The sequence below is a fragment of the Geotalea sp. SG265 genome (assembly GCF_022808985.1).
Taxonomy (GTDB): Bacteria; Desulfobacterota; Desulfuromonadia; order Geobacterales; family Geobacteraceae; genus Geotalea.
Genome location: NZ_JAKZFT010000001.1, coordinates 112,274 through 139,044, shown reverse-complemented (window position 1 = coordinate 139,044; position 26,771 = coordinate 112,274). Strand labels below are relative to the sequence as shown.

At 56.8% G+C, this 26,771-nt stretch carries 27 protein-coding genes; 6 read left to right on the top strand and 21 right to left on the bottom strand.

All coding sequences use genetic code 11. The features are described 5' to 3' along the window. Positions 1–85: 85 nt before the first annotated feature. Entirely contained in the window at positions 86–826 is a 741-nt protein-coding gene (locus ML541_RS00715; protein ID WP_243369804.1) for an endonuclease/exonuclease/phosphatase family protein, read from the top strand. Continuing rightward, the gene (locus ML541_RS00710) at positions 823–2,349 is read left to right on the top strand and encodes a phospholipase D-like domain-containing protein (RefSeq protein WP_243369802.1); all 1,527 of its coding nucleotides are present in this window, start codon (positions 823–825) and stop codon (positions 2,347–2,349) included. Before ML541_RS00715 ends, ML541_RS00710 begins: the two co-directional genes overlap by 4 nt. A gap of 22 nt (positions 2,350–2,371) precedes the next feature. On the opposite strand, the gene ML541_RS00705 is transcribed toward ML541_RS00710, so the two are convergent. After that, positions 2,372–2,932 (bottom strand): nitroreductase family protein, encoded by a 561-nt coding sequence (locus tag ML541_RS00705; protein WP_243369800.1) that lies wholly within the window; start codon positions 2,930–2,932, stop codon positions 2,372–2,374. A gap of 93 nt (positions 2,933–3,025) precedes the next feature. Between ML541_RS00705 and ML541_RS00700 the strand changes: the two genes are divergently transcribed. The 3 genes from ML541_RS00700 to ML541_RS00690 all read left to right on the top strand — a co-directional run bounded on the left by ML541_RS00700 (position 3,026) and on the right by ML541_RS00690 (position 6,408). Beyond that, complete coding sequence (locus tag ML541_RS00700; protein WP_243369798.1) at positions 3,026–3,805, top strand: FRG domain-containing protein; 780 nt, start codon at positions 3,026–3,028, stop codon at positions 3,803–3,805. A gap of 256 nt (positions 3,806–4,061) precedes the next feature. Continuing rightward, positions 4,062–5,390 carry a cytochrome ubiquinol oxidase subunit I gene (locus ML541_RS00695; RefSeq protein WP_243369796.1) on the top strand — a complete coding sequence of 443 codons (1,329 nt, stop codon included), beginning with the start codon at positions 4,062–4,064 and terminating at the stop codon, positions 5,388–5,390. Then, positions 5,377–6,408 (top strand): cytochrome d ubiquinol oxidase subunit II, encoded by a 1,032-nt coding sequence (locus ML541_RS00690; RefSeq protein ID WP_243369794.1) that lies wholly within the window; start codon positions 5,377–5,379, stop codon positions 6,406–6,408. Before ML541_RS00695 ends, ML541_RS00690 begins: the two co-directional genes overlap by 14 nt. Before the next feature lie 28 nt (positions 6,409–6,436). On the opposite strand, the gene ML541_RS00685 is transcribed toward ML541_RS00690, so the two are convergent. From ML541_RS00685 to ubiG, 15 genes are all read right to left on the bottom strand, one after another. Then, positions 6,437–7,882, bottom strand: a complete 1,446-nt coding sequence (locus ML541_RS00685; protein WP_243369793.1) for a hypothetical protein — start codon at positions 7,880–7,882, stop codon at positions 6,437–6,439. Positions 7,883–7,900: 18 nt separating this feature from the next. Next, a complete protein-coding gene (locus ML541_RS00680; protein WP_243369791.1) occupies positions 7,901–8,242 on the bottom strand; it encodes a DUF192 domain-containing protein in 342 nt (113 codons plus the stop codon). 24 nt (positions 8,243–8,266) lie between these two features. Then, entirely contained in the window at positions 8,267–9,184 is a 918-nt protein-coding gene (locus ML541_RS00675) for a type II secretion system F family protein (RefSeq protein WP_243369788.1), read from the bottom strand. Between the two features lie 11 nt (positions 9,185–9,195). After that, positions 9,196–10,155, bottom strand: a complete 960-nt coding sequence (locus ML541_RS00670) for a type II secretion system F family protein (RefSeq protein ID WP_243369786.1) — start codon at positions 10,153–10,155, stop codon at positions 9,196–9,198. A gap of 2 nt (positions 10,156–10,157) precedes the next feature. Further along, positions 10,158–11,417 (bottom strand): CpaF family protein, encoded by a 1,260-nt coding sequence (locus ML541_RS00665; protein ID WP_347710774.1) that lies wholly within the window; start codon positions 11,415–11,417, stop codon positions 10,158–10,160. Positions 11,418–11,470: 53 nt separating this feature from the next. After that, entirely contained in the window at positions 11,471–12,640 is a 1,170-nt protein-coding gene (locus ML541_RS00660; protein ID WP_279342290.1) for an AAA family ATPase, read from the bottom strand. Positions 12,641–12,667: 27 nt separating this feature from the next. Beyond that, complete coding sequence (locus tag ML541_RS00655) at positions 12,668–13,762, bottom strand: pilus assembly protein TadG-related protein (protein ID WP_243369782.1); 1,095 nt, start codon at positions 13,760–13,762, stop codon at positions 12,668–12,670. Next, the gene (locus ML541_RS00650) at positions 13,759–15,198 is read right to left on the bottom strand and encodes a pilus assembly protein N-terminal domain-containing protein (protein ID WP_243369780.1); all 1,440 of its coding nucleotides are present in this window, start codon (positions 15,196–15,198) and stop codon (positions 13,759–13,761) included. Before ML541_RS00650 ends, ML541_RS00655 begins: the two co-directional genes overlap by 4 nt. 29 nt (positions 15,199–15,227) lie before the next feature. Then, positions 15,228–16,094, bottom strand: coding sequence for a Flp pilus assembly protein CpaB (cpaB, locus tag ML541_RS00645; RefSeq protein ID WP_243369778.1), 867 nt, complete (start codon positions 16,092–16,094; stop codon positions 15,228–15,230). A gap of 23 nt (positions 16,095–16,117) precedes the next feature. Next, positions 16,118–16,543 carry a TadE family protein gene (locus ML541_RS00640; RefSeq protein ID WP_243369776.1) on the bottom strand — a complete coding sequence of 142 codons (426 nt, stop codon included), beginning with the start codon at positions 16,541–16,543 and terminating at the stop codon, positions 16,118–16,120. Positions 16,544–16,928: 385 nt separating this feature from the next. Then, positions 16,929–17,138: a Flp family type IVb pilin gene (locus tag ML541_RS00635; protein ID WP_243369774.1), complete on the bottom strand. Its 210-nt coding sequence runs from the start codon at positions 17,136–17,138 to the stop codon at positions 16,929–16,931. 318 nt (positions 17,139–17,456) lie between these two features. Beyond that, a complete protein-coding gene (gene rtcA / locus ML541_RS00630; protein WP_243369770.1) occupies positions 17,457–18,479 on the bottom strand; it encodes an RNA 3'-terminal phosphate cyclase in 1,023 nt (340 codons plus the stop codon). A 19-nt stretch (positions 18,480–18,498) separates the two neighbouring features. Continuing rightward, positions 18,499–19,668, bottom strand: a complete 1,170-nt coding sequence (locus ML541_RS00625) for an SDR family oxidoreductase (protein WP_243369767.1) — start codon at positions 19,666–19,668, stop codon at positions 18,499–18,501. Continuing rightward, positions 19,665–21,509: an FAD-binding protein gene (locus ML541_RS00620; protein ID WP_243369765.1), complete on the bottom strand. Its 1,845-nt coding sequence runs from the start codon at positions 21,507–21,509 to the stop codon at positions 19,665–19,667. Before ML541_RS00620 ends, ML541_RS00625 begins: the two co-directional genes overlap by 4 nt. Beyond that, positions 21,509–22,285 carry a bifunctional 2-polyprenyl-6-hydroxyphenol methylase/3-demethylubiquinol 3-O-methyltransferase UbiG gene (gene ubiG / locus ML541_RS00615; RefSeq protein WP_243369763.1) on the bottom strand — a complete coding sequence of 259 codons (777 nt, stop codon included), beginning with the start codon at positions 22,283–22,285 and terminating at the stop codon, positions 21,509–21,511. The genes ML541_RS00620 and ubiG overlap by 1 nt, the downstream gene beginning before the upstream one ends. Positions 22,286–22,647: 362 nt before the next feature. Here ubiG and ML541_RS00610 point away from each other — a divergent pair, with 362 nt between their 5' ends. After that, positions 22,648–23,379, top strand: coding sequence for a phosphatase PAP2 family protein (locus ML541_RS00610; protein WP_243369761.1), 732 nt, complete (start codon positions 22,648–22,650; stop codon positions 23,377–23,379). A 3-nt stretch (positions 23,380–23,382) separates the two neighbouring features. Here ML541_RS00610 and ML541_RS00605 read toward each other — a convergent pair whose 3' ends face one another. From ML541_RS00605 to ML541_RS00585, 5 genes are all read right to left on the bottom strand, one after another. Then, on the bottom strand, positions 23,383–24,318 hold the full coding sequence (locus tag ML541_RS00605) for an NADP-dependent oxidoreductase (protein ID WP_243369759.1): 936 nt from the start codon (positions 24,316–24,318) through the stop codon (positions 23,383–23,385). A 71-nt stretch (positions 24,319–24,389) separates the two neighbouring features. Further along, entirely contained in the window at positions 24,390–25,184 is a 795-nt protein-coding gene (locus tag ML541_RS00600) for a hypothetical protein (protein ID WP_243369757.1), read from the bottom strand. Positions 25,185–25,217: 33 nt separating this feature from the next. Then, positions 25,218–25,574: a type II toxin-antitoxin system PemK/MazF family toxin gene (locus tag ML541_RS00595; protein WP_243369755.1), complete on the bottom strand. Its 357-nt coding sequence runs from the start codon at positions 25,572–25,574 to the stop codon at positions 25,218–25,220. After that, the gene (locus ML541_RS00590; RefSeq protein ID WP_243369752.1) at positions 25,568–25,822 is read right to left on the bottom strand and encodes a hypothetical protein; all 255 of its coding nucleotides are present in this window, start codon (positions 25,820–25,822) and stop codon (positions 25,568–25,570) included. The genes ML541_RS00595 and ML541_RS00590 overlap by 7 nt, the downstream gene beginning before the upstream one ends. A 133-nt stretch (positions 25,823–25,955) precedes the next feature. Next, positions 25,956–26,657, bottom strand: a complete 702-nt coding sequence (locus ML541_RS00585) for a DNA alkylation repair protein (RefSeq protein ID WP_243369749.1) — start codon at positions 26,655–26,657, stop codon at positions 25,956–25,958. Between the last annotated feature and the right edge of the window lie 114 nt (positions 26,658–26,771).

The window sequence follows — 26,771 nt, the reverse complement described above, 5'->3', positions numbered from 1 at the left end:
ATGCGGCACTTTTCTCCTATAGTTTATTAATAACATCACATTTTTACTGAACCGGCGTCTACGGCATCCAATCACAATCCTAGCCATGACAATCCATTTCTCGGTGATGACCTATAACGTCCATAGCTGCATCGGCATGGACGGCAAAGTATCCCCCCTGAGGATCGCTGAGGTGATCGCCCATTACAACCCGGACGTCGTCGCCCTGCAGGAGCTGGATGCGGGGCTCTCACGTACGGACCTGGTGGACCAGGCCCACCTTATAGCCAAGAGTCTGGAAATGTCCTATCATTTCCATTCCTCCATCCAGGTGGAGGAGGGGGAGTACGGCAATGCGGTCCTCAGCCGCTTTCCCATGCGCCTGGTAAAGGGGGAGGCGCTGCCGACCCACCCGATCAACCGGAATCTGGAGCGGAGAGGAGCGGTCTGGGCGGAAGTGGCGTTCAAGGGGATAAAATTGCAGGTGCTGGCTACCCATCTGGGGCTGAACAGGCGGGAGCGCATGTGCCAGGCCAACGCCCTGACCGGGCCTGACTGGCTCGGGCATCCCGACTGCCGTGCGCCCCTTGTCCTCTGCGGCGATTTCAACGCCCTTCCCGGCTCCTTCGTCTATCGCCACTTCATCCGTCGTCTCAACGATGCCCACCGCACGGGGAGAGGGCAGCGACTGAAAGGGACCTGGCCGGTCCGGCTGCCGCTCATGCGCCTCGACTATCTCTTCCTCAGCCCGGATATCAAGGTGCGACGCATCAGCGCTCCGCGAACGCCGCAAACAATGGTGGCTTCTGATCATCTGCCGCTGGTGGCGGCCCTGGAGCTGTCATGAGCATTCTCAAGGAGGGGGTGAATTGCAAGGGGGTTTACAAGGTCCGGGAAACCGGGCTCCTCGTCGATGCCTGTGACTATTACCGCGCCTTTTACCATGCGGCGCTCCATGCCCGTCACAACATCCTCATGGCCGGCTGGCAATTCGACTCGGAAGTGCGCCTGCTCAGGGGGAGCGAGGCACAGGCGGCAGCAGGCGACGTGCGGTTTCTCCCCTTCCTCGAATCGTTGTGCGAAAAGAAACCCCAACTTGAGATATATATCCTTGCCTGGGATTTCAGCGTCTTTTTTTCATTGGAGCGGGAATGGTTCCAGAGCCAGATTTTCAACTGGTCCACCAACGAGCGCATTCATTTCACCTTCGACGGCAAGCATGCCGTCAACGCCACCCACCATCAGAAGTTCGTCATTGTCGACGGGCAGCTGGCCTTTGTGGGGGGCATCGACATCTGCTCGGACCGGTGGGATGACCGTCGGCATCTGGAGCACAACCCGGAGCGCAGAAATGTGGATGGCACCGTCTACGGCGCCTATCACGACATCCAGTCCTACCATAGGGGGCCGGTGGTCAGGGAACTGCTGGAAGTGTTCCAGGCCCGCTGGACCGAGGCGGGGGGTGAACCGATCATCTTTCCCACCGTCAATGGTCATCTTCCTCCCGTCAACGGTGCCGCCCTGCCACTGTCAGCGGATTCCGTCGCCATAAGCCGCACCCAGGCCCGTGATTTTCTTGCCCTTCGGGAAAAGATCCAGGAGATCCGCCGCCTGTTCATCGACGGCATCATGGCTGCGGAGCGGCTCATCTACCTGGAAAACCAGTATTTCAGTTCCCAGGCTATTTACAGGGCGCTGGTGTCGAGGATGAAGGAACCGCAGCGGCCAAAACTGCAGATCGTCATGATCCTGCCCGACAGACTCCCCTTCACCGAGGAGCTGTTTCTCGGCCTCCCACAGATGAGGATGCTGAATGGGCTGAGAGAAGTTGCTGCGGAGACGGGGCACCGCCTTGGGATCTATTCCACCGTCTGTACCGGTAACGGCGAGAGAAAGATGACCTTTATCCACTCAAAGCTGATGCTCGTTGACGACCGGTTCCTGACGATCGGTTCGGCCAACGCCACCAACAGAAGTCTTGGCCTGGATACTGAGTTGAACATGAGCTGGGAGGCGGACGGAACCAGTACCGAACTGGCAGCATCGATCCGCCGGGTGCGCGTCTCGCTCCTGGCGGAGCATGCGGCGATGGAGGCTGCTGAAGCCGAGGACAGGTTTGCAGAGATCGACGGGCTGGTGGATTACCTGGACAACCTGGCAGAAGATGGGGAAAGCAGGCTGTGCCCCTATCAACCTGACTCGGCACTGGAAGGAATGGGCTGGCAGGGGGCGCTGGAACCGGTGGCCCGCATTGTGGATCCCGAGCGGCCACACGTGGAAGAATTCGTTTTCGAAAACCTGTCTAGGTTCGAGACGAGTCGGTTTCTTCGAGGCATACTGCTTCTGGGACAGTGGTTTTCCTGCCTTTAAACCAGCCTGAGCAAGGAATTTGTCAGCCTTGCCACTTGCCGTAATAGACCACTTCCTCCAGCGGCTTTCTCTTGGGCACTTCGGTCTCGGTTTCGCGGGGATAGCCGATGGGAATCAGACCGACGATACGGATGTTCTCCGGGATATAGAGCAGTTCATGAAGCTTTCGAGCATAGAAGAGGCCGACGAAGATACTCCCCAGCCCCAGGGAGTGGGCGGCAAGCATGATGTTCTGGGCGGCGATGCCGACGTCGGTCATGTAGTAGGGCTGCCCTCCCATATCACCCGACTGGGTCGGGTCCGCACAGAGGACAATGACTACCGGCGCCTCGGCAACCGCCGCCTGGGCAGGATTTGTCTGGTAGCCGCGCTGTGCGAAAAAAGCCGCTACGAAGGAAAGTTCGCTCAACTTTTTACGTGTTGCGGCATCGGTAACGACAATGAATCGCCAGCACTGCATATTTGCCCAGGAAGGTGCCATCCGTGCTGCATCGAGAACGGCATGCAGCATGCCAGGTTCCACGGGCTTGTGGGAAAACTTCCGGATGCTTCGGCGGGTTTTTATGGCTTCGAGCGTATTCATGGGACAGCTCCCGATCCGAATCTTTTTTTATAATAGTATCCCAAATTGAAGGTAACGCAGCATCACGGCAGATGAAAAAGGCGCGAGGGTGACATGGTACTGACCAGAGTGGAGCAGGTGCAGTATCTCATATGGCAGATCGAATCCCTGCGGGATTACATCGAACTTTTGGAAGAGACGCTCCTCTCCAACGGGCTGGCCATTTTTCGCGGCCAGTCCCACGATTGGCCGCTGGTGCCGAGGGTGGCGACCGTCAATCACTCGCTGCCGGTCCTGGAAAACGAGCGCCTGATGTTCGAGACTTTCTGCCGGGAGGCATTTCCTTTTGTCCATCCTGAGCCGGCCAACGAGTGGGAGTGGCTGGCCGTGGCCCAGCACCATGGGCTGCCGACCAGGCTGCTGGACTGGTCCACCAATGCCCTCGGCGCCCTCTGGTTTACCGTCAGATCACCATCGCCTGCGGAAGAACATGGGGTGGTCTGGCTGATGATCCCCGACGAGCAGGACGTGGTGAAGCACCCCGATCATGCGGCCTCCCCCTTTGCCGGGGAGATGACCGAAGTATACCTGCCGCGGCACGTTTCCGGGCGGGTCCGTTCCCAGGAGGGGGCATTCACGGTGCATAAATTCAGCGAGAAGACCGGCACCTTTGTTCCCCTGGAGGAGACACCCTTCCGTAACGGCAAGCTGATCAAGATACAGGTTCCGGCCGATCGTTTTCCCTTTGTCCGCCATGACCTCTACCGCTGCGGCGTCCATGCCGGTTCCCTTTTTCCCGATGTTACCGGCGTTGCCGAAAGGATCAGGAATCAGTACCTGCTCCTGGAGGATGAACTGGACTTCCCGCCAAAACGGCCCTGGAATCTCAGGTGATAACTTGCAAACGATGCCGGTCTGGTACAATTGGAAAAACTTGGTTATCAGGTGCGGGAGAGACCTCGGGAGTGGAGTGACAAGACTGAGCGGCGAGCGGACACTCGCCCTATGTCGGAATGGGGGGCTGAGCTCACATTGCCTGATCGGTAACAGATGAGGAAAGCGGTCCAGGTCCGCAGCTCAGGCTCGAACGGAATGGACGAGGTCCCTCCCGCACCTTAAGACGAGCTCAAAAACTTTGCCGGGGACCGTTATGGACAACCTCCTTGCCGCCCGCACCCTCATGGGCGTTTCCCTTGCCTTTCACATCATCTATGCCACCATCGGCATCGGATTGCCGTTGATGCTGATGATCGCCGAAGGGATCGCCCTGCGCACGGGAAACGACCTCTATCACCAGCTGGCCCGCCGCTGGGTGCGCCCCGCCGGGCTGCTCTTCGCCATCGGTGCCGTCTCCGGCACCATTCTCTCTTTCGAACTCGGTTTCCTCTGGCCACGGTTCATGGCCTTCAGCGGCGCCCTCATCGGCCTAGCCTTCACCATCGAAGGTTTCGCCTTTTTCACCGAAGCCATCTTCCTCGCCCTCTATATTTATGGTGAAAAGCGTCTCTCCCGCCGGGCGCTCTTTCTCTGCACCATTCCCATTACCATTGCCGCCGCAGCCTCGGCGGCCTTCGTCATTAGCGCCAACGGCTGGATGAACACCCCGAGCGGCTTTGCTCTGATAAATGGTGTTCCTGCCGATCTGCATCCATTGCGGGCCCTGGCCAATCCGGCCTGGGCACACGAGGCGGTGCACGGGACTTTTGCCGCCTATGTGGCGACCGGCTTTGCTGTGGCCGGGGTCTACGCTTGGTCTCTGCTGCGAAGGGACGACATCCCCTATCAGAAGCAGGCGCTGACCCTGGCACTGGCGGTGGGGAGCTTTTTTCTTCCCTTGATGTTTCTTACCGGCGATTGGGCTGCATCTTTTGTCGCCCGCCATCAAAAGCCGAAGCTGGCGGCCATGGAGGCACATTTCACCACCATGGCCGGTGCTCCGCTGGTCATCGGCGGCTGGCCCGATCCCGCATCGGGTCAGGTAAGATATGCGGTGAAGATTCCGAAACTATTGAGCGTTCTTGCCCACCGGGACCCCAACTCGGTGGTGGAAGGTCTTGACGCCTTTCCTGCCGATACCGCTCCCGATCCCCGGCTGGTTCACCCCTTTTTCGACCTGATGGTCGGGTCATTCTTCATTATGGCTGCCGTCTCCTGCTGGTTCTGGTGGCACCGTTGGCTAGATAGGGACGTACCCGGAGAACGACGGCTTGTACGGGCCATCCTCATTGCCTCCCCTTTCGGCATGATCGCCCTGGAGAGCGGCTGGTTCGTCACTGAATTCGGACGACAGCCATGGATTGTCCAGCGACATATGACCGTGGCCCAAGGGGTGACGTCTCACCCGGATATCGACCTGGTGCTGGCGGCATTCGTCACCGTCTATGTACTGATGACCATCGGCCTGCTGAAGCTGCTGCTCCGCCCCGCGAGCGCCCCAGGGACCGAGCCTCCCAAGGAGAGCTTCCATGTTGACCCTTGAGAATCTGGCCGCCCTGGCCCTCCATCTCGGTCTGGTCATGTATGCCCTCTTCGGCGGTGCTGACTTTGGCGGCGGCATCTGGACTGCCCTCGCCTCTGGACCACGGGCGAAAGAGCAGCGTGACGGTCTTTTTCTCGCCATCGGACCGGTCTGGGAAACCAACCACGTCTGGCTGATCTTCATGGTGGTGACCCTCTTCACCGCCTTTCCCAAAGGGTTTTCCGTTCTCTTTACCGCCCTGCTCGTTCCCTTCGTCATTGCCCTGATCGGCATCAATTTCCGCGGCGCTGCCTTTGCCTTCCGCCATTTCGGCCGGGAAATCGGCGAGGATGTGCCCTTGGTGGCGAGGACCTTCGAGATCGCCAGCATCGTCACCCCCTTTACCATGGGGATGGCGGTAACTGCCATTGCCTCGGGGAGAATCGTTTTGATCGGTAATCAGGTCCAGCTGACCATGTGGGGGTGGGTCTCGCCGTTTACGCTGGTGGGAGGGGTGGTGGGATCTGCCATCTGCGCTTATCTGGCGCCTATCTACATGACCGTCCGCACCGAAGGGGCATTACAGGAGGATTTCCGGCGTCGCGGAATGGCGACTGCCCTTGCCCTGGGGATCGCGACCACCCTGGAGGTTCCGGTGGCCATGGCCGATGCCCCTCTTTTTACCGCGAGGCTGCTGCGGTCATGGCCGCTGCTTTTCGTTTCCCTGGCCGTCGTCTCCGGCTTGACAACACAGCTGCTGCTCTGGCGGCGGCGCTTTCCGGCGGCCCAGATCATGGCTGGAGGCACCGTTCTCCTTACCATCACCGGTTTCTCCGCGGCTCTTTACCCCGACCTGATCATCGGTCAACTGACCATTGCCGCGGCAGCGGCACCGTTACCGGCACTTCGGGCCTTCCTTGCCGTGCTCCCCATCGGCGCACTGATTCTAGTCCCTTCGCTGGTTTATCTCTACCGGACTTTCAGTGGCAATCCCGATTTCCAATTGCCTCATCACGTGCACAAGGACAAAGACGCCTGACCAGGTTGTCGTTTTGGCCGGATTGGTGTCAGTTGCCGCTGGTTCGATACTCTTTCCAGGCCAGCCCTGTGTCTGAATTATACCTGGTGATGCTTTCCGAATCCTCCATACTGCCGGTGAAGGCGGTTTCATCCTCCCAGATGAGCCCTTCCGGCATGAGAATTTTCACCACCGGCCCGTTGCTCAACTTTCTGCTGCCCAGGTTTTTCACAATTTTTCTTTTATCACCGGTCATGATGGTGACAAGGCAGCTCCCTTCCATCACGGTCCCATCCCCCTGGACCAAGCGGAATTCGTAGATGCCATCAGGCGCGGTTTGCAATGCGAATTGAAAGGTCTTTTCCCGTACCTTGGCCATACTGGGGGTCAGTGTCTTCACCCGCTTGGCTTCCGCTGCGCTCATGGGACGCTGATGCTTATTTTTCGGGTACTGCCGGTAGAAAACGGCCATCTTCAGATCATTGCCCGAAAATTCTCTGACGGTAATCTCCAGATGGAGATCTCCTTTTACCGGGGCATCAAAGACACCAGTCGGCTGTTGCATCGCCGGTTGGCTTTTCCTTATCGGTAGGTGCAAAGCAGATTTGGAAAGGTCCCGGGTTTGTTCGGCAGGTTTGGCTGGTACAGGAAACAGCTGTGCCATCTGTCTGCCGGTCACTGCCCGGCCTCGATCGGCCGTCTCGGTTACGGAAGCGGTCGCAGCGACTGGCAGTGATGTTCGTGTCAGACCGGAACTCGTTTTTGCCGTAGCTGCAGGTTTACTGTTCTGTGCTTTTTCTTTGGCCGGTTGTGCTGCGATTGCTGAGGGGAGAGGAAGATCGGCCGGTTGCGTGCTTCTTGCCTTTTTTATGGGAGGAGGGGGCACGACTGGTTCGGGTGCCAGTATCCGGCTGTTTGCCATGTTGTTCGTCGGTTTGGGAATTGGGCTTCTTTTGCTTTCCGCCTGGGTTACAGCCTGGGGGGGATGTTTCACCTCCGTTCGTAGCATCGGTTGGGTTTTGGCTGGCTGGGCGACGGAAGAAATCTGGCCGAAGAAATCTCTGGCACTGACCGTGGGGGTTACTCCCCCCTTTTTTGCCGCTGTCTCTTTTTCTCTTTCCGCCACGGGCCGGTCGGCCGGATAAAGCATCGTCAATGCCGGCTCCATGGCAGCCGGCGGGGGATCGGTCGGGGAGGAGGTGGGGACGTATTCTTCTCCCTCCGGTTCATCTTGCGCTTCAGTGTCTTGCAGAGATTCCGGCTTTGACGCGGCCAGCGCTTCCTGCTGCTGCAGCGCTGCAGAGCGGATCCAGATCACCCCTGCGCCCGGGTTGTCAGCCGGTTGGGACTGAATGTTGCCGATGGCAAGCATGAACAGGATCAGAAGAGAATGAAGGGAGAAAGAAAATGCCGATGGCCAGACAAAGGACGATCTGCCGGCAGGTTCTGGATTTTTTAACGGCTTTTTGGGTGGGAGATAGTCAATATAACTCATGGCTGTTCCAGCGGGTGTTTACTCGAGAGCTATTCGGTCTCCGGGTTTGGTAGCTGTCCGCTCAATGGTACCGGCCGGGAGTTCCAGAACGCTTGTTGCCGCGGAATAAATGGCGGTCAGACGGTTTGGCGGGAGCTCCTTTTTCACCGCCACAACAGCATGTTGACGATTGAGGAAAATAACATCGATCGGAAAGCGCATGCCGAAGGTATGGATGCTCATACACGGCTTTATCCACAGCCCTTCCCCGCAGCTCATGGATTCCCTGCCCAACAACCCTTTCATGCGAGACAGCAGACGGTCGGCTATGGTGAGACTGCAGGCCAGTTCCTTATGTGTGGTGTTATTTACTGCCTTCATGGTCGGTCCTGTGATCGGGGGGCATCAACGGGCATGGTTGCTCAAGAAACCGATGATCTTGAAAAAGGCCGGAACCAGCATCACTACCAGCAATGACGGAAAGATGAAGATGGTGAGAGGAAAGAGCATCTTGATTGAGGTCTTGGCTGCAGCCTCCTCGGCTTGTTGTTTCCGTTTCATGCGCAGGGAATCTGAGTAGATGCGCAGGGTTTTCCCCAGACTGGTGCCGAATTTCTCTGTCTGAACCAGCATTGCGACAAATGAGCCGATATCTTCCACCATGGTTCTGGTCGCCATGCCTTTTAGTGCCTCAGTACGCGGCTTCCCGGCTCGAATCTCCAGTGTCACGGTCTGGATCTCCTCGATGAGCGGGTTACCCTTGTGTTGAAAATTCTCTGCAGTCTTGATCAGGGCGGCATCCAGGTTCAGGCCGGCTTCGACACTGACCGTCAGCAGGTCGAGTACATCGGGGAGCATATGAAAAATTTCGGTCTTGCGCTGTTCTACCCGGCGACCCAGCCAGAAGGAAGGCAGGATGAAGCCGCCTATGGCCAGGCAGACCATGATCAGGATCGACCTGATGTCATGGAGCTTGCCCTGGGGAAGAACGAAGAGAAAGAGAAAGACTGCCGGCACGAATAGCGCGACAAGCAATTTGCTGCCAAGGAAGACGTAGAGTTGCTCCTTTCTGAAGCCTGCAGCCACTAGCAGCTCGCCATAGCGGAACATCTCGTCTTGCTTGATACGTAGCCGACGTCCCACGCTAGCGAGCCAGACCTGCCAGCGGGCCTGTTGTTTCACCAGCTGCGGCCTCTGCTCCTCCGGCGGCATCAGTTCGACCAGACGCTGATTCACTGTTCTTCTCTCGACCATGGGGTAGACCACGGCCGCAATCAGGAGGGCAAGGCTGGCAAAGGTCAGGATAGCGATCAAAACGGGCATGGCATCACCTGCTAAATTCTGATGTCTATGATTTTTCGGATGACGAAAAAGCCGATTACTTCCATTCCGGCAGCCCCTGCCAGGATGATTTGGGGCTTTTGTTCCTTGAAAAAAACATCCAGGTAGCCCGGCAGCAGCAGATACAGGCCGATGAAGGTAACAACAGGCAAGACGGCAAGAATGTAACCGGACAGGCGGCCCTGGGCGGTATAGACGCTTACCTGACGCCGTATCTGCAGCCTTGCCCTGATTGTGTCGGCAAGTTTTTCCAGTATCTCTGCCAGGTTGCCCCCCACTTCACTGTTGATGGTGATGATGGTCACGAAAAAACGGAGATCCAGGCTCTCCATGTTTTCCAGCATCTTCGCCAGTGCATCGTTGATGCGCATTCCCAGCTTCTGTTGTTCGTAAACTGTCCGAAACAATGCGCCTGCGGGATCTGCCAATTCCTGCCCCAGGAGTTCCATGGCCCCAGCCAGTGAATGACCTGCCCTGAGGGATCGTGCGATCATGGTCAACGCATCGGGCAACTGCTCGGTGAACTTCTGCTGACGCCGCTGCCGGCGATGACGAAGATAGAGAAGGAACATGCCTGTTGTCGCCGCCGCTGTTGCCAGTGCAAGCAGTGCGTTACCCTTGGCCAGGAACACCAGGAGGAAACTGCCGAGGGAGGCCAGGGCCATCACCGGCAGAAACTCTGCCGTTTTCATTTGTAATCCAGCCTGCATGATCAGGCGATTAAGGCTTCTGAGAAGCGGCAGGCTGAACAAATACTGTTCAGTCGGAGAAACCTCCCTGATGAGCTTCGTGGCCGAAACCCTTGCCGGTCTTTCGTCGTCCCCTTCGGCCATCCGCCGTAGTCGTTTCTTCAGCTCCGCTTCCGGCGACTGTTGGATTGCGGTGACACCGAAGAACGTGGCCAGCGTGCCCAGGAATACCGCAATGAAAGTCATGGAGATGGCGGCAACCATTTTTACCTCCCTTCAAAAATGCCCGGCTGTAGCTTGATGCCGCACAATCTGAACCGTTCGGCAAAATAGGGCATGACACCAGTCGGCACGAACTGCCCCACCACCCGGCCATCCTTATCGACCCCCTTCTGCTCAAAGCAGAAGATGTCCTGCATGACGATAGTGTTTCCCTCCATGCCGGTTATCTCGGAAACCTTGACCACCTTCCGTGTTCCATCGGGGAATCGTACCAGGTGTAAGATAACGTTGATGGCGGAAGCGATCTGCTCGCGGATCGCCTTGTCGGGCAGTTCCATGCCTGCCATCATGACCATGGTCGCCAGGCGTGCCATGGCATCACGAACCGAATTGGCGTGAATGGTCGATATGGAGCCGTCGTGGCCGGTGTTCATCGCCTGAAGCATATCCAATGCCTCTCCGCCGCGTACCTCGCCCAAGATAATCCGATTGGGACGCATGCGCAGGGCATTCCTCACCAGGTCCCGCTGGTTGACCTCTCCTTTGCCTTCAATGTTGGCCGGCCGCGTTTCCAGCCGGACAACATGGTCCTGCTTCAGCTGCAGCTCCGCCGAGTCCTCGATGGTGAGGATCCGCTCGTCAGACGGAATGAACTCCGAGAGGACATTGAGCAGGGTCGTCTTACCGGTACCGGTGCCGCCGCAGACCAGGATATTGAGGCGGGCCCGGACTGCTGCCTGCATGATCCTGCCGATCTTTTCATCGACGGTTCCCAGCGTGATCAGGTTGTGCAGTCTCAGGGGGTCCTTGCTGAACCTGCGGATGGAGAGCGCCGGGCCATCTATGGCCAGTGGTGGGATGATGGCGTTGACCCGCGATCCATCCGGCAGCCGCGCATCCACATAGGGGACCGATTCGTCGATCCTGCGTCCCACCTGGGAAACGATCCGTTCGATGATTTGCATCAGGTGCATGTTGTCCCGAAAGACGACATCGGTCCTTTCGAGCTTGCCATCACGTTCGATATAGGTGTTGGCGTAACTGTTGACCAGTATGTCGGAAACGTCAGGCGCAGCCAGCAGCGGCTCAATGGGGCCGAGGCCGAAGGTCTCGTGCTGCACTTCTACGATCAGGCGCTCCTTTTCCTGCTTGTTGAGGGGGACCCCTGCCTCGACGATGAGTGCTTCTATAACATAGCCGATTTCCCTGGCCAACTCGCCGCTTCGAAGCAGATCGAGCTTGGACAGGTCGATACGCTCGATCAGGCCGCGATGGATGCGACTTTTCAGATCCTGGAAGGTCATCGGATTGATGCCGGTGGGATGGTTATACTTAGCAGTCACGGTGTCTGGAAGAATCATGGGAAAAAGGTCCTTTTCAGTGTGGCGGAAGTGGATACGGTTTCGTTCTGCAACAGCTGGGCGAGTTCATTGATCGCCTTGGTGACCGGTGATCGGGGGGAGCAGCTGGTGACTGGTTGCCCCTTGTTGATTGCGCCTCTGACGTCACTGTAAGCGTTGGGTATGGTGCAGTAGGATCTGGTGCCGAGAATCTTTTCTGCGTCGGCGGCCCTGATTTCCCCCTTCGGGGTATGGCGGTTGATGAGCAGCTCGATGCGGCCGTTTGGTCCGGCCACCTTGCGCACGAGCGGAAGATAGCGTTTGGCATTCTTCAATGACGGCAAATCGAGGACGGTGGTGAAGAAGATCAGATCAGAGCTGGCGAATATCGCCTGGTTGCAACTGGTAATGGGGCCTCCGGCATCGATGATCGTGTAGCTGAAGGCTTCCTGCATGACGGCGATCACCTCCCGCAGCTGCTCAGGGGTTACCTCCGCCGCTTCTTCAAGATCAAGGGGGGCGCTCAAGACATGGAGTCCGGAGCGGTGCCGTTCCATGACGCTCATCAGAAAATTGCCGTCCAGTCGCCCCAGGTTGCTGGTGGTGCTGGAAAGGTCGTAGCGGGGAGTAAAGTCGAGAAAGGAGGTGACATTGCCGCAGAAGAGATTGGCATCCATCAGGGCGACTTTCTTCCCCTGTGCGGCAAGGGCGGCCGCCAAGTTTACGGCAACCGTCGTTGTCCCGACTCCGCCGGAGGGGTTGAAAACGGTAACCGTCTTTCCTTGAGCCGTGCCGTTGACCCCATTCAGCCCCGATGTGTGGGCCACTTTCCTGATCGCTTCAATCAGTTCTGCGGATATGATCGGTTTTGTCAGATATTCGGTGGCTCCGGCACGGACCAGCTTCAGGATCCAGTCAGGGTCCTTTGCGGCGGCCAGGGCAAAAACCTTTGTTTCCGGCCAGCGGGAGACGATGAATGAAGTTTCCTTGACACCCCGCTCAAGGTCTCCGATTTCAAGAAGGACAACGTTGGGGGTGTTGGCCTGGATGGTCCTAAGACCCCCCTGGAGGTCCGCCGCGGTGGCGAGTATGCCGACCTGGCCGTTGAATGACCGGATCGCACCCGTAATATCGTTTCTGGCAACCGTATCGTTACCGATCAACGCCATTGAGATGAGAGGCATCATGAAAATTTCTCCGTAGTAAATGTTTAATCACTGCACCAGGCCGGGTTTGGCACCCAGCAAGTCGCTACTGTTTTCGCAGCTGGCGCATTCTATTTGATCGACGACGATATAATTGTGTGTGCTACCCGCACAAACTCCAGGTGGAGCATGAAAATCCCTATCTCCGCCACAAGGGTTCCCTCCACCTGGTGTGCCACAGACTTTTGTCATTCTGATTTTTGCATATCCTAGCACTTCATGTGGATCACTTGGGCTGAGTGTTGGATTGTCAGTCGTCGGAATTATAACTGTCCAGGTGGAAACGGTGCTGGTGCCAGGAACATACGTTTTGTTTCCAGCATCGTAATCGGGATCATAGAAATCAGCTTCCATGTTTCTAAAAGTTGTTGCCTCCTCCCCGGTGCTGGTACGAAAACTGTGAGAGCAAGCTTCGATATTAGGTACTGTATTGCCACAAATAAGGTCGCTGACGGTGCTGCCAGGTCCTGTTGATACTTCCAACAAGGATGTCCATGCCATAGTGCCAGATGAAATATCAATAGTTGCACCTCCAGAAGCTATGGGACTCGTGCACGAGCTTTGTTTTAGCATAAAATAAGCACCGGCCTTCGGGGTTCGGGATGCTATGGCTGTTGCCGAAGCTCCCATCTCTGGTCTGCCGATAACATTGCTGAAAAAGAGCTGCACCCGGCCGCCGATGGAGGCGCCGCCGGTGTCCTGGTCACTGGTCCTTCTTGCCCGTACCTGAACGGCATTGACCGGCGTCCCGCCAGGAGTATATGTTGCTGCAGCAGGGTTCCAGTGGCCGACTGTGATATCGTTGCTACTGGAAAGGGTGTTGCTGTTGTCATTGGAGACTTCTACCGGGTCCGTTGCTGCCAGATTATATTTGGCAAACTGATATGCCGCATTTCTGGCAGACGTTTGCATGGTAAATGCTGTTCCGTCCAACTTTGCCGCCCCTGCCAGCGCCGCCGCATCAGATGCATTCTGCAACTGCCCCTTGGCCACGTACATGTAGCCTATATCCGCAGCCAGGCCGATAAAGGCGCAGAGCAGAAAGATGAACAGGGCTATGTAGATGATGGTGACCCCTTTATCGTTGCACAGCACCGGAATCATAGCGTGGGCACCCATCGGAGGTCCTTTTCTTGTTCTGGCGGCAGCTGCTTGTCTGTGGGGAGTTCGGTCTTGGTGCCGGGCGGATTGGGGTTCACCAGCTTCGGCGTTATGAAAAAGACCAGTTCCTTTTCCTTGATGTCGTCCTGGGTCGAGCGGAACAAGGCGCCGAGAATGGGGATGTCGCCGAGAATAGGTATTTTAGACATGGTCTTAATGGCCTCTTCCTGGAGCAGCCCGGCTAGGATCAGGCTTTCGCCGTCCTTCAGCTGCACGCTTGTCCGCACCTCACGCGTATCGATGATGGGATAGCCGTTGACAGCCAGGGTCCCGGTAATGCTGCTCACCTCCGCCGGTTCGATTCTGAGAGAGATTAGGCCACCTTCCAGCACTTCCGGCTTGAAATTGAGCTTGACGCCAACGTCAATCCAATAAATGGACGGGACCGATGCTCCACCCGTCGAGGAAAGTACAGAGACCGGGATTTTGCTGCCGGCAAGAAATCTGCCTTCCTGACCGCTTTTCACCAGAAGATTGGGCTCGGCGAGGACTTTTGCCAGGTTTTTCGTAGCTAGTGCCTTGAGGACTACTCCTACCCCCGGATTGAACCATGAAACTCCAGCCTGAAAGGCATCAAGCGGATTGAATGAACCCAATCCGGAAATGTTGCCGGCAATACCGCTACCCTTAGTCGATGTGCTGACTAGGCCATCAGTCATAGAGGTTGTGCTTTCTCCGACGGGGGCGCCAATCAGGTTCGTAAACCCTTCGCCATCTCTTCCTTTTACCAGGGTGCTTACACCAAGAGACTTGAGAGCGGACTTATCCACCTGAGCTACTTTTACCTCCAAAAGCACCTGCTGTGGTGAATCCACTTCGATCTGGTTAATCACCTTTACCTTGATCTCATTATTGCCTTTCTGATCCGGCCCTTCCTTGATTCCGTATCCATACTGCAAAACTGTGGGCTGGGCCAGGCCGTTAGCCTCCCTCGCAGCATAGGCCTGGGCAAGCTGCATGGCCTTGGCGATAGTTTGTTCGTTCCTGGCCTTCCCTCCAAGGACAATGGTATCGTTAGCATAATCCACCGTTATGCTGTCATTGGGGGCGATGTCCTTGATCTGGTTTTCCAGCTGACTGCAGTCCCCCTTCACATGGATATCGTAAAAGGCGGTCTTGCCCCCTTTTTCCCATACTATCAGCGATGTCGAGCCGATCTTGGTGCCGTTGATCTGCAACTGGGTCGGCGAGATGAGCACCAGTTCCGCAATGGCTGGTGCGGCAATGGATACTCTTTCCGAGGGCTGCTGCAGGTTGAGCAAGACGCTTTTGTTGAGTTTTACTTCTGTTGCGACGCCGGCGTATGCTGCTGCTGCAAAGCAAAGAGCGCATACCAGGGCGAAGACGCACGGAATCGTGCCGGATCTGAAAAGTCCCATCCTTGTCACCTCATTTCATTGAATTGGGTCTATTCGGCAGGGAAATCGCGCGTCGACTTGACTGCGCCTTTTATGACCTCTACGGTGTATTTGGCAACTACGGTAGGTGGCGGTTTGGGCTGCGAACGGGGGCGGGGAGCAGCTGAACGTTTTATGGTCGCCTGCTGGCTCCGGCCGAGCACCTGGGGTACGGTCGCACCGGTAGTGGTAATATCTGCTGTATCGATCACGTTTCTCAACAGAAGCTGCAGGGAGCCTGTCCTTGCGTTGCCGCCTATGCCGACGATGAGTTTCTCCGCATCAGTGGGGGGAAGATCCAAGGTGACGGTCGGGACGATGATCGGCTTGCCTTCACGCTGTTCCGTGACCTGACCGGTGGCCAGCACTGGAATGTTTTGCAGGATGATCTTGCTGATGTTGTTAACATTTCCCGAGCCGGACAAAGGGGTAGTAAGGACCACATCGACCCGGCTGTTGGGGGTGATGAAGCCGGCGACGCCGGCCACTTCGTTGACAGCAACGGTTACCGCGCGGTGTCCCTGGGGGACCATGTAAGTCATGATGCCGCTGGTTGCTGCCACATTACTGGGCATCAGCTTCGGGTCGGTGATGATGTCCCCTGTGGTGACGTGGCGCACGGCAACACGCCCGACCAGGTTCTTTGCGTCGGTATAGTAGCCAGCCGGCAGACTGTCTTTCGGCCATGTGACCATCTTCAGATGGGCGAGGTCGAGTTTTGTGCCGATGGGCACGTCCTTTGACGCGGTGGCTACCGCCAGGCCCTGCAGCTTCTGGGCGGTCTGTTTTTTCAGGTAATTGTGGACCAGCAGTGAAGCGCAGGAAGCAAGCAGAATGGCAACGATGGTTATGACAGTAATGCTGTTGGGGTGTTTCATAGCTCCTCCGGACTGCATATCAATTATTCGTAGCGCATTGAAGCGTGGCCTGTGAGCTTAAAATCTTCCGGGAATATATCCGGAGATAGTGCATTAAATAATGGTCGTGCAATCGGCTGGAACGGCAAGGTTACCGTAACCGATACTGGGGTACCGGAACTTACTGGCGTTTTTGGCTCAATGCTTACATCTATTCCGGTTGTGTCGAAAGGGATGTAACCCTTTACCTGCTCTTGCAATTGGGGCTCATTGAGTTTTCCATCCGAGAGATTGCTAACTACGGCACGCCTAGCACCTTCCCGGGCGGCATTGTTCAGAGCGTTGGTGAGGTACATCGCTCTGCCGAATTCCGTGATGCCGAAGAATATGAGCATGAGCAGGAAAAGAGAAAAGGCCAGTTCAACCAGTGCCTGTCCCTTGGTACTTCCTGGCCTTATGAGAGTTAACACCTAAGCCTCCATGTAGTATTAAATAGTATTAATACTTTTGTCTGCCGGAAAGACTACCATCCCTATGAAAAAGTGCAAGCAATAAAGTGAAAAAAAATTTATTAATTTGTAATTGTGTTTATGGTGTGCAGCAAGTGGGAGGGTTCGGGGAATCTCAGGGGAAGACAGCTGCTATGGAAGCGAACCGTTCGGTCAGTGCGGTTCCGACTGCCGGTATTGCCAAGGTCACCACCAAGGCGACAAACAGGAGGATGAGGGCATATTCCGTCAGGGTCTGTCCTATTTCATTGCATAGTTATTTGCGTATTGTACTATTCATCGGGCAGTTCTCCCCTGTGATACGGGCAATGGAGGTAGTTTGTCTATCCTCCATTGCCCAGCGCGATTAGCCCCCCGTAGTAGGGGTAGGGGCTACGGGCGTTGCTTCTAGTTTGTCGGCGATATGACCGTACGCCGTGGCAATTCCGTTTGTAACGTTCGGGATAGCCAAGGCCACCACCAGGCCGATCAGAACCACCAGCAAGGCATACTCCACCATCGTCTGTCCTTTTTTGTCCTTCGCTTTTACCTTCAGCCACGTCATCATTCTGTTCATGGTACTTCCTCCTTTTTTGAGTTTGTGCTGCTAAATAATGACCGTTGTTTCCATGATGCGAATATTTGAGTTAGGGAAAAACGTAAGCAGGAGAGCAGGACGGTTTCTCCTCTTTGGATGTAATCCGAAAATCCCAAATTTAATTATACAGTATTAATACTTTGGTTTGCAGGAAAGGCTACCACGGGACAACAAAAGTGCAATGGGTGAAATGAAAAAAATATTATTAAAATGTAATTTTTATGGCAGGGGTGGTGGGGGCAAATACTTTCGGCTCATCCTCTGGAAAATATGGTCGCCAATCTGAAGAAATGATTTTCAGTATATCGTTACTGTCCCGGGTTTGCCGAGGTCGCCATCAACGGCGTACCGGCAGGCTTCAAACTGCTCCATCACCCACAGGTTGGTGAGCAGATGGCGGGTAACGGCCGAAGTGGAAAAGATGGAGCGACCGTGGCACATGGCCAGGTAGAGGACGATCTGATCCGCCAGGTGAGGGTCCAGGGCGGCGTTCGATGCCACATGCTCCAGCACCTGGTTTGCCGCTTCGGCAGCAACGACCTCCGCCGGCTTGCCCGGCGCGCCCAGGGCCTGGAACCCTGCGAGGCCATGTTCTTCTTCAAGGCGGAGGAAGACGAAGGAGCCGGGACCGTAGGCATCCACCCTGGTTCGCTCCACCTCCACCGGGCAGGGGAGCGGCTTCAAAAGCTCCACTGTCCGCTTCCTCTGTCGCTCGGCGATACTGTCGGGCAGGTTGGCGACAGCCGAGCGACCCGTAACGCGGCGGATCATGCCCCGCTCCGTAGCCTCAAGAGGTGACGGTTTTTCTGCCCTGACCACATCCACCCTGACCTTGCCCCCTCCCCGGGGATAAAAGCCGTAGCGATCACGGTAAATCCTTATGTTGCCACCGATCTTGCGCAAAGAGGGTGCAAATACCTCGGCTAGATAATCAGCTGAGGGGCTGAAGGGGACATTGGTGCCGCCGGTGACGGTTATGGATGATTCCCTGCCGGCGAAGAGCAGGATGGGGATGACCGTCTGCAGCACCAGGGAAATGGAGCCGGCCGTGCCGATATCGAAACGGAAGCTGCCGCCGCCGATGGCGCGGGGGGTGAAGGTAATTTCCATGGAGCCGGTGGTGCCGCCGCTGACTTCTGCATCGGTAACAATTCGGGCCGCTTTCACCGCCATGAGGTGCTGGGGTTGCAGACCTGGCTTTTTCCTGGCGGCCCTGATGTTGACCATGCGGAAGGGCCGGTTGAGGATGGCCGAAAGGGAGAGGGCGGTGCGCAGCATCTGTCCCCCCCCTTCGCCGTGACTGCCGTCGATGGTGAGCATGGGGCCTCCCTCCGATCCGTCATGCGCCGGTCAGGTTTCTTCCCCAATCGACACCGACGGCGTAGTCCATGCACCGCCTGAAGATATCGTAGCTGAAGATCGGCGGCTGCAGCCCTGCAGTGGCGCGATCGGTATTTTCCCGCTCGAACAGCCTCCCATCGGAGAGATAGGGGCGGTAAGGCTCGATGAAACGGTTGAAAAGCTCCTCCGCGGGGCTGTACTCCCGGGATGATTCGCTGCCGTAGTCGATCTGCAGACCATCGATCTGCAGAAACCTGCTGCAAAACCCGGCCAGCTCCTCCACGGTGCCGGGAGCAGGGTTCGTCAGGTGATAGATGGCGTCGCCGGTGCAGTTTTCCATGATAGCCAGTGCCGCCGCAACGAAATACTCCACCGGGACGAGGTTGATAGTTCCCGGTTTTTCCAGCGTCAGTCGCAGGGGCAGGTGAAGGATACCCTTAACATTGAGACTGATGCCATGGGGGGTGGACTTTTTCCCCCCATTATTCAGTATGTCACTGCGGTAGATGTCCCGGATGGTGGCCAAAGCCCGTACGTGGTGGTAGATGGCGGTGAAGCGGTTGGCCCGGCCGCTCCGGGAATCGCCGTAGACGATGGATGGGCGGATTATGGTAAAGGGTATTCCATAGGCGTTGCAGCCCTCTGCGACTCTTCTTTCCGCCATGGCCTTGGTTTCTTCGTAGACGTTGCAGAAGTGCCGGGCGGCAACCGGCGTTTCCCGGCAGATTCCGGCTGCAATGCCGGCGCTGTATGCGGTGCTGATGTAGTGGAAGCCCGAAGCCCTGCAGTCGGCGGCCAGGAGGATGATGCTGTTCAGGCTCGTCACGTTGGCGGCCAGAGAGCGACTGCGGTTGCGATCGGAAAAGGTGGTGTCCGAGGCGCAGTGGATGATCAGTCCGGCCTTGCTGCAGAGCTCCTCATAATGCTTGTACCCCAGCCCGCACCGGGGCTTGAGCAGGTCAGCCTCCACCGGCTCCAGGAGAAGGCCGTTGGGGTGCAAGCCGAACCAGGAGAGGGTGGCGTCGATGCGCTCCGCCAGCGATAAGCTGCCGGCAGGCCTGCCGAGAACGATAAGCCGGTTTCCCCGTTCAAGGAGAGCTGCCATGAGGTGGCTGCCGAGAAAGCCGGTCGCGCCGGTCAGGACAATCGTCTGCGGCTTGGCGGTCATGGTGTTTCCCGGGAATAGAGCAGGGCTTCTTTCCTGCAGTAGCCCTGGTAGAGGATGTAGCGGAGCGGGGTGATGGTCCCGGTCCGCGCGGCGAAGTCGTCGATGATTCCTCCGGCCGCCGCTATGGCCTGCCGTGCCCGCCGGACTTCATCGGTACTGGTCTGGTCGGCATAGTAGTCATATTCCATGACGCACCGCTTGCCGTCGTCCACGGGGGTGATGAACCCGAGGCTGTTGGCAATTCCCTGCCGCGCCGCATTGTCCCCCAGGGCCGCCGTCACTTCCCCGATGAGCCCCGGCTCCAGGGGGAGATAGATGACGATGGGGAAAAAGTGACGATCTCTGCCGATCCGGGAGCTGGTAATCCTGAACATGTTGAGCCAGACCAGGTCGGTCAGCTCCGGACGGGCGTAAAGCTGTTCAAAGAGAGGCCTTAATTCCGCATCCAGGTCTTGCACCAGCTTTTGGGGGGATGGGGCCAGGGCCGCTTCGGCAAGCTCGGCGAACCCCCTGATCTTCAGGTAGGAAAAGGGTTCATCCTCGGTAAATTCACTGATCAGGTCGAGCCAGCGGGCAGAGGCGAGGGAGGGAAGGCCGAGGGTCAACGCCGTGACCATGCGTTGGTCGAAAAATGGGTGCCCCATCTCCCTGAGGGCGGCCATGGCGTGCTTGTCGCCGATTACCAGGACCATGCAGGCCATACCCAGCCTGCCGGCGAGGATTTCCTTGACCTGTGCAGCCAGCGTGCGGATGGGGGAGATGAATGCGGAGACATATTCCATGTCGAGGATGCCGATGGCCAGCCCTATGCGTCGCACGGCACACTCACGGCTGAAAGTCACGGCCTCCCGCAGAGAGCGAAACGGGACGAGCACGCCGCTTTCGTCATCGGTTTTTTCGTGCAGTTTCACCGAAAGTGATGTGCAGATGCCGGGTGGCTTTTGTTCCTTACGGGCAAAGGCAAAGAGGTTGGGGGCGTTTTTATCGTTCAGGGAAAACATCGATCCGTCGTTGCCGACGAATTCCGCATCCGTATAATTGTCGGCTGCAGTGCCGTAGGTGGTTGAAAAGAGCGAGAAGAGGCCGGAACAGCTGGCACTGCCGCAGAGGGCGGCGGCGGGTTCGGCCGTATGAACCCGGTAGCCGCGCGCGACTGCCTCCCGTTGCAGCTCGAAGGCGGTCACCCCCGGTTCGATCCTGGCAAGCCACCGTTTCTCATCGAACTGGATTCCCTTCATCCGGGAGAGGTCAATGATCGCCCCTTTGCCGAGGGCCAGACCGAGGATATTGGTGCCGTTGCCCCGTGCCACCCAAGGGATGCCGTTACTCTGGAAAAGTGCCAGGAGCTGGGCAATCTCTTCCCGTGTTTTCGGCATCACCACGTAATCGGGCATGGTGGGCTCGGCCAAAGGACAGGGGTCGGTAGCATAGGTGACGGCAACGCCCCGGTCACCGGTAGCCCATTCATGACCGACTATCTCCTGCATCTCTCGTAGTAGGACTGTCTCCTTTTCCCTTACGACCGGCTTCCCTGCGGCAAGATGCTCTTCCACCCAGACCTTCAAAGCTTTCATGACCTTGGTCGGGCGCATCTCCGTGACGAAGTAGCACTGGTAATCGCATTTTCCACAGAGGTTGCAGCTTGCGGCGGCTTCCACCGCTTTTTCCGTGACCGGTACCTTCCCATCGGCAATGGCCGCATAGAGGAGCATCCTCCCCTGGGGGTAAAAGGTAACGTATTGCCGTTCGAGACCGGAGGCGCAGACCCCGGTCCCGAGAAAGTCGATCTTGCACATGGCGTACTGCCGGCAATTGCTTGCTATGTCTCTGGTGTCATCCATCAGTCCCCCTTCCGGCACGATTTCAGCGGCATCATCTCTTTCACGGCATAGCCCATGTACATTACCTGCGTGCTTCGTCCTTCCACGAGCTGCAGGCGCAGGGCCAGGTCCTTGTAGTTCCACTCTCCCCTGGCACGACGGCGCAGGTAACTGAGGGTCTTGATCGGTGACGTGGCGGGCATGACGCCCCGATGTTCCCTCCAACACAGGTGATTGTTTCCCAGGAGCATTTTCAATTCCTCCGGTGTGATGAATTTATGCCAGTCATGCAGTTCGGGGGGCATGACGGCCCACCGCTTCCATTTCTGCAGGATGCCGATGACCACCAGCCGGCTGAGCAGCGTTCGATTGAGGGTGTCGTAGCAGAAGATGCCGCCCGGTCTGAGAATCCTGGCTATCTCTGCGACCGTTTTCGCCTGATCTTGCACATGTTCCAGCACGTCGCAACAGAACGCGGCATCGAAGGATTCATCCGGGAACGGAAGCTCCTCGCCGACCCCCTGCAGATAACGGATGGGGAGGCCGCCGGCCCTGGCGTGATCGGCGGCAATCTGCAGGGCCGCTGCCGAAGGATCGATGCCGGTCGTTACGAAGCCCATGGCAGCGATTTCTTCGCAGAGAAAGCCGCCGCCGCAGCCAACCTCTAGGGCTGTTCCTCCCGGGAAGCCACGGAGCCGCTCACGGAAATAGGCGATTCTCACCGGGTTGATGGTGGTTTGCAGCAAGTAGATGGCAGAGTGGGGCTGCCACCATGGATCCCGGTCGAAAATTGCCATGTCGGGTGCTTCTGTCCTGGACTGACGGTGATAGGTGTGCGCCATTATCAAAGTATATCATGTGAAATTTTTTATTATATGTCGGTTATTCTTACGGAAAAATGTCGCTGATCGGAGGAAAAACTCGCAAAATCAAGCGTGATGAATGGCATGGGATATGAAATAGTAAGACATGCTCGACAATCGGAGGAGCGGTCCCGCCGCCGGCCGCCAAGGGCGCAGCCGCCTGTGGTGCCGTTGCGGCAGGCTTTGGGGGGAGATTTTTACCGTGATGATTTTGTAAATTATCCCGACGCTGCTGTCGGTGGAATTTACAGGGCTGGGCAATTGCAGCTATTGACGACACTGGTGGAGGAATGATCATGACCTGGCTGGACTTGCAGATTGTTACCTTTCTCAATGGTTTCGCCCAGCATTCGTGGCTTTTCGACAAGACCATGAATATCTTTGCCGGCAACATCATCTTCAAGGGGGGGCTGATCATTCCCCTGTTCTGGTGGCTCTGGTTCCGCCGGGACAGGAGCGGACATGACCGGGAATACCTGCTGGCGACCCTGGTGGTCTCATTCCTGTCGTTGATGGTGGCACGGCTGCTGGCGCTGGCGCTCCCCTTCCGGTTGAGGCCGCTGCACAACCCCCAGCTTGACTTCATCCTTCCTTTCGGCACGAGGTCAAGCTCCATGGAGGGATGGAGCGCCTTTCCCAGCGATCATGCCGTCCTCTTCTTCACTCTTGCCACCGGAATCTACCTGCTCTCCCGCAAGGCGGGTATCTGTGCCTTTCTCCATGCGGCCCTGATCATTTCCTTCCCAAGGATCTACCTGGGGCTGCACTACGCCACCGACATCCTCGGCGGCGCAGTGATCGGCATTGCCATGGGATACCTGGTGCACCTGAGCCGTCTGAGGAAGCTGGCTGCTTCCCACCTGCTGAGATGGGAGAGCGCCTGTCCAGGGCTTTTTTATGCCTGCTTTCTTGTCGTCAGCTATCAGATGATCTGCATGTTCGACCCGTTGCGCATGCTGGGAAGCGAGTCCCTGCTCATGGTCAAACATCTCATCAAGGAGGCCATACTTGTAGCCTGGGCGAAATAGCCCCTATCCCTTGACCTGCAGGACGATCTTCCCGCGGGCGTGGTGGGACTGGCTCATCATCTGGGCGTTACGAGCTTCTTCAAGGGGAAGAATCTTGCCGACGACCGGCTTTATCTCCCCCGATTCCAGGAGCTCGGCGATTTTAGCAAGCTGGTTGCCGTCCGGGTGCATGAAGAGGTAGCCGGCCCTGACGCCGTTTTTCTCGGCCAGCTCGTGATCCGGCTGCTCCAGGATGGAGACGATCACCCCCCGCTGTTGTCTCAACACTTTGAAACTATTCCGGTAGGTATCGCCGCCGATGGTGTCGAAGACGATGTCGTAGTCGTGTAGCTGGAGGGAAAAATCCCCCTTGGTGTAATCGACCACCTGGTCCGCTCCCAGGGCTTTGACGAAATCCACATGGGCGGTGCTGCAGGTTGTGGCAACAAAGCAGCCCCTGCTTTTCGCCAGCTGGATGGCAAATGATCCAACCCCCCCCGATCCGGCATGGATCAGGACCTTGTCCCCCTTTTTCATCCCGGCGTAATCCACCAGTGCCTGCCACGCCGTGAGCCCCACCAGGGGCATGGCTGCCGCCCCTTCGAAAGAGATATTGGTCGGTTTCCCGGCCACGTATTTCTCGTCCACCGCCACGTATTCGGCATAGGTGCCGTTTCTGGCAATGTCCGTCCGGCTGAAGACCTTGTCCCCCCTGTTGAACCGAGTCACTCCCGGACCGGTGTCCTCCACAACCCCCGCGGCATCCCAGCCGAGAATCAGTGGAAAGCGATGGTGCAGCATGTCCTGGAGGTAACCTTCCCGCACTTTCCAATCGACCGGATTGACGGAAGCGGCGTGGATCTCGATCAGCACATCCTTTTCCATTACAGCCGGTTTCGGCAGCTCCATGAGCCGCAGCACCTCCGGCCCGCCGTATCGTTCGATGGCAATGGCTTTCATGGTCGTTCCTCCCGATCGTGAGGATGAACATCTTAAAAAAGTGTAGCAAGTGGGGTGAGGATTGAAAGTCTTCAGTGGCCGCGACGGCGGAGCGCCTCTTGGACAGCATTTTTACGGGGGGTGTCGAGGCGGCCGGAAACGAGCAGCTTTTTCAATTCGGCTGGGTGGAGGCCGGGAAGAAAGAGGTCGAACCAGATGAGCGGCGTCCTGGGGTTCTTGAGGATGGCGCCGATGATGTTGGGGCGGGTTTTCCAGCGGGGATGGCGGGCAATGATGGAGATATTGTCGGCAGTGGCCTTAGCGCTCCCCAAAAACTGGAAGATGGCTGCTTCCTTGATGTGGGGATTTGCCAGGCAAATCTCTACGATCTGGGGCTCTCCCTCCTTTAAAAGCGCCTCCAGGACCGGTGTCGTGCCGCGGCGGGCCAGGGTCAGCTTGTTGCCCAAGGGGGTGGTTGGGATGCGCTGGATGATGGCGCGCTCTGCAGCCAATTTCTGGTCGGGGGTGACGCCGGGAAGGTAGCAGAGGGTAACAAGTTCGAAGAGGTAGAGGTGGGGCAAGAGTGTCGTGATGATGGTGCCGGGGGTATTGGGGTTTTTGACCAGTGCCAGCTTCAGGTTATGGCTCTCGGCGGTGAGTGGCAGCTTGTAAATGGCCTTGAGCAGGTCCTCGGACAGATCCCGACGCTTCAAAAGGGCCAGCAGGTGGTCTTCATCCAGGGCCTGATTGCGCAGTGCCGCCCGCAGCACCTCCATGGAGGCCGACTGGAGCACAAGGTACAGTTCCTCCTTGTTTGCGGTGAGGGCACCGTGCAGCTGGCGGGAGAGAGCGGGGTCGAGGGTAGGTTTCTTTTCCGTGTCTTCCATTGGTGTTTCTCCGCAAGGAAGGGCTCAATCGATTCAATCCGGCTCTCGCGGATCCAGAACCAGTTTGATGCCATTTAATATTTCTGTCATTCGCTTAGGTGAAAGAGTTCCTATGAAATCTTCCAATTGAGACTTGTCAATTGTGAAAACTTGGGAAACGTTGACAACACTTTCCTTAGGCAAATTTGATTCTTTTTTGTCCAGACGGACATTTCCCGGCGCATTTGCACGCTTTAGATTTGTTGTAAGGGGACATACGAGGACTGTTTTAATATTGCTGCGGTTAAAAAGATTGTTCTGTACGATGACATGGGGATGCCTGTAACCTGGTTCTGAACCTTCAGGCTCGTCAAGTTCTACCCAGTAAATATCTCCCTGATTGATTACCATTCTCTCTCCAGTATGCGTCGGTGCTGCCGTCGTGATTTATGGCGGAGAGTCTGTTCTGTTTCATCAGGTTCATCTGCGTAAGCAGCATTGATCTGGACGAGCAATTCCCTATTTTTCTGGTGCTCAATAAAATCCTGTAGTGCAATGACAAATAACTTGCTGCGCGAAACCTTCATTGATCGAGCAATATTTTCGGCTTGGTCAAAGAGTTCTTTATCAATTGAGATGGCTGTTTTGATTGCTTGCATGGTTATACTCCTTTCGAAAAAAGTATAACCTTCGGTTATACCTTAGTCAACACCAGGTTCACTTCCTCCCTATGGAACAGGGGGGACTGAGGGGGGGCCACTGCTTTGCTACAAGGGGGATTAAGGGGATTCCCTACAACATCCCCTTCAGGTAGCCTTGCCGCCGTTCCTCGGCAAAGCGCTCAATGGCATAACGGAGCATGGTTCTAGGCATCTGCCGGTAATGGGCGGCAAGAAAAGCCTCTTCCGACGGCAGGTCGCGCTTCCCCACTTCCCTGAGCATCCAGCCCACCGCCTTGTGTATCAGGTCTTCCCTGTCCTGAAGCAACATCTCCGCAATTTCCAAGGTCTTATCAAACTTGCCCCGGCGGATGAAATGGAACGTTGCCATGATGGCGATCCTTCTTTCCCAGATGATGCCGGACCGGGCCAGCCCATGAAGCGGCCCGCAATCCCTTCCCAGAAGATAACCCCCGACAATATGCTCCGCCGAGGCATCCACCAGGTCCCAGTTATTGATGAAGCGGGTGTTCTCTAGGTAAAGCCGGTAAATAGCCTGCCGCTCCCCGTCGGTCCCCCGCTTGAACTTTTCCACCAGGATCAACAGGGCCAGCAGCCGGTCCTCGTGATAGCAGCTGGATAAAAGCAGCGCCACCTGCCCCATGGTCATAGCCAGGTAAGCCGTCGCAAGCTTGCGCAAGGGCGGAACGCGAATACCGCGAAAGATATCCCCTTCCCCATACTGGCCCGGGCCGGTCTTGAAGTATCGCTGGAGGAATATACCGTCTTCGGCATTGGCCAATTCGGCCATTCGTTGCTCAAGTTGGCTGATCATTGATTCCTTCGCAGCTGGTTTTGGACTGCTTCCTCTTTTCAAAGACTAATACCCAACGGAAAATTGTTGAGTGTCAGGTTTTTTCCAACTACATGCCAAATTGCAAAATTGCAA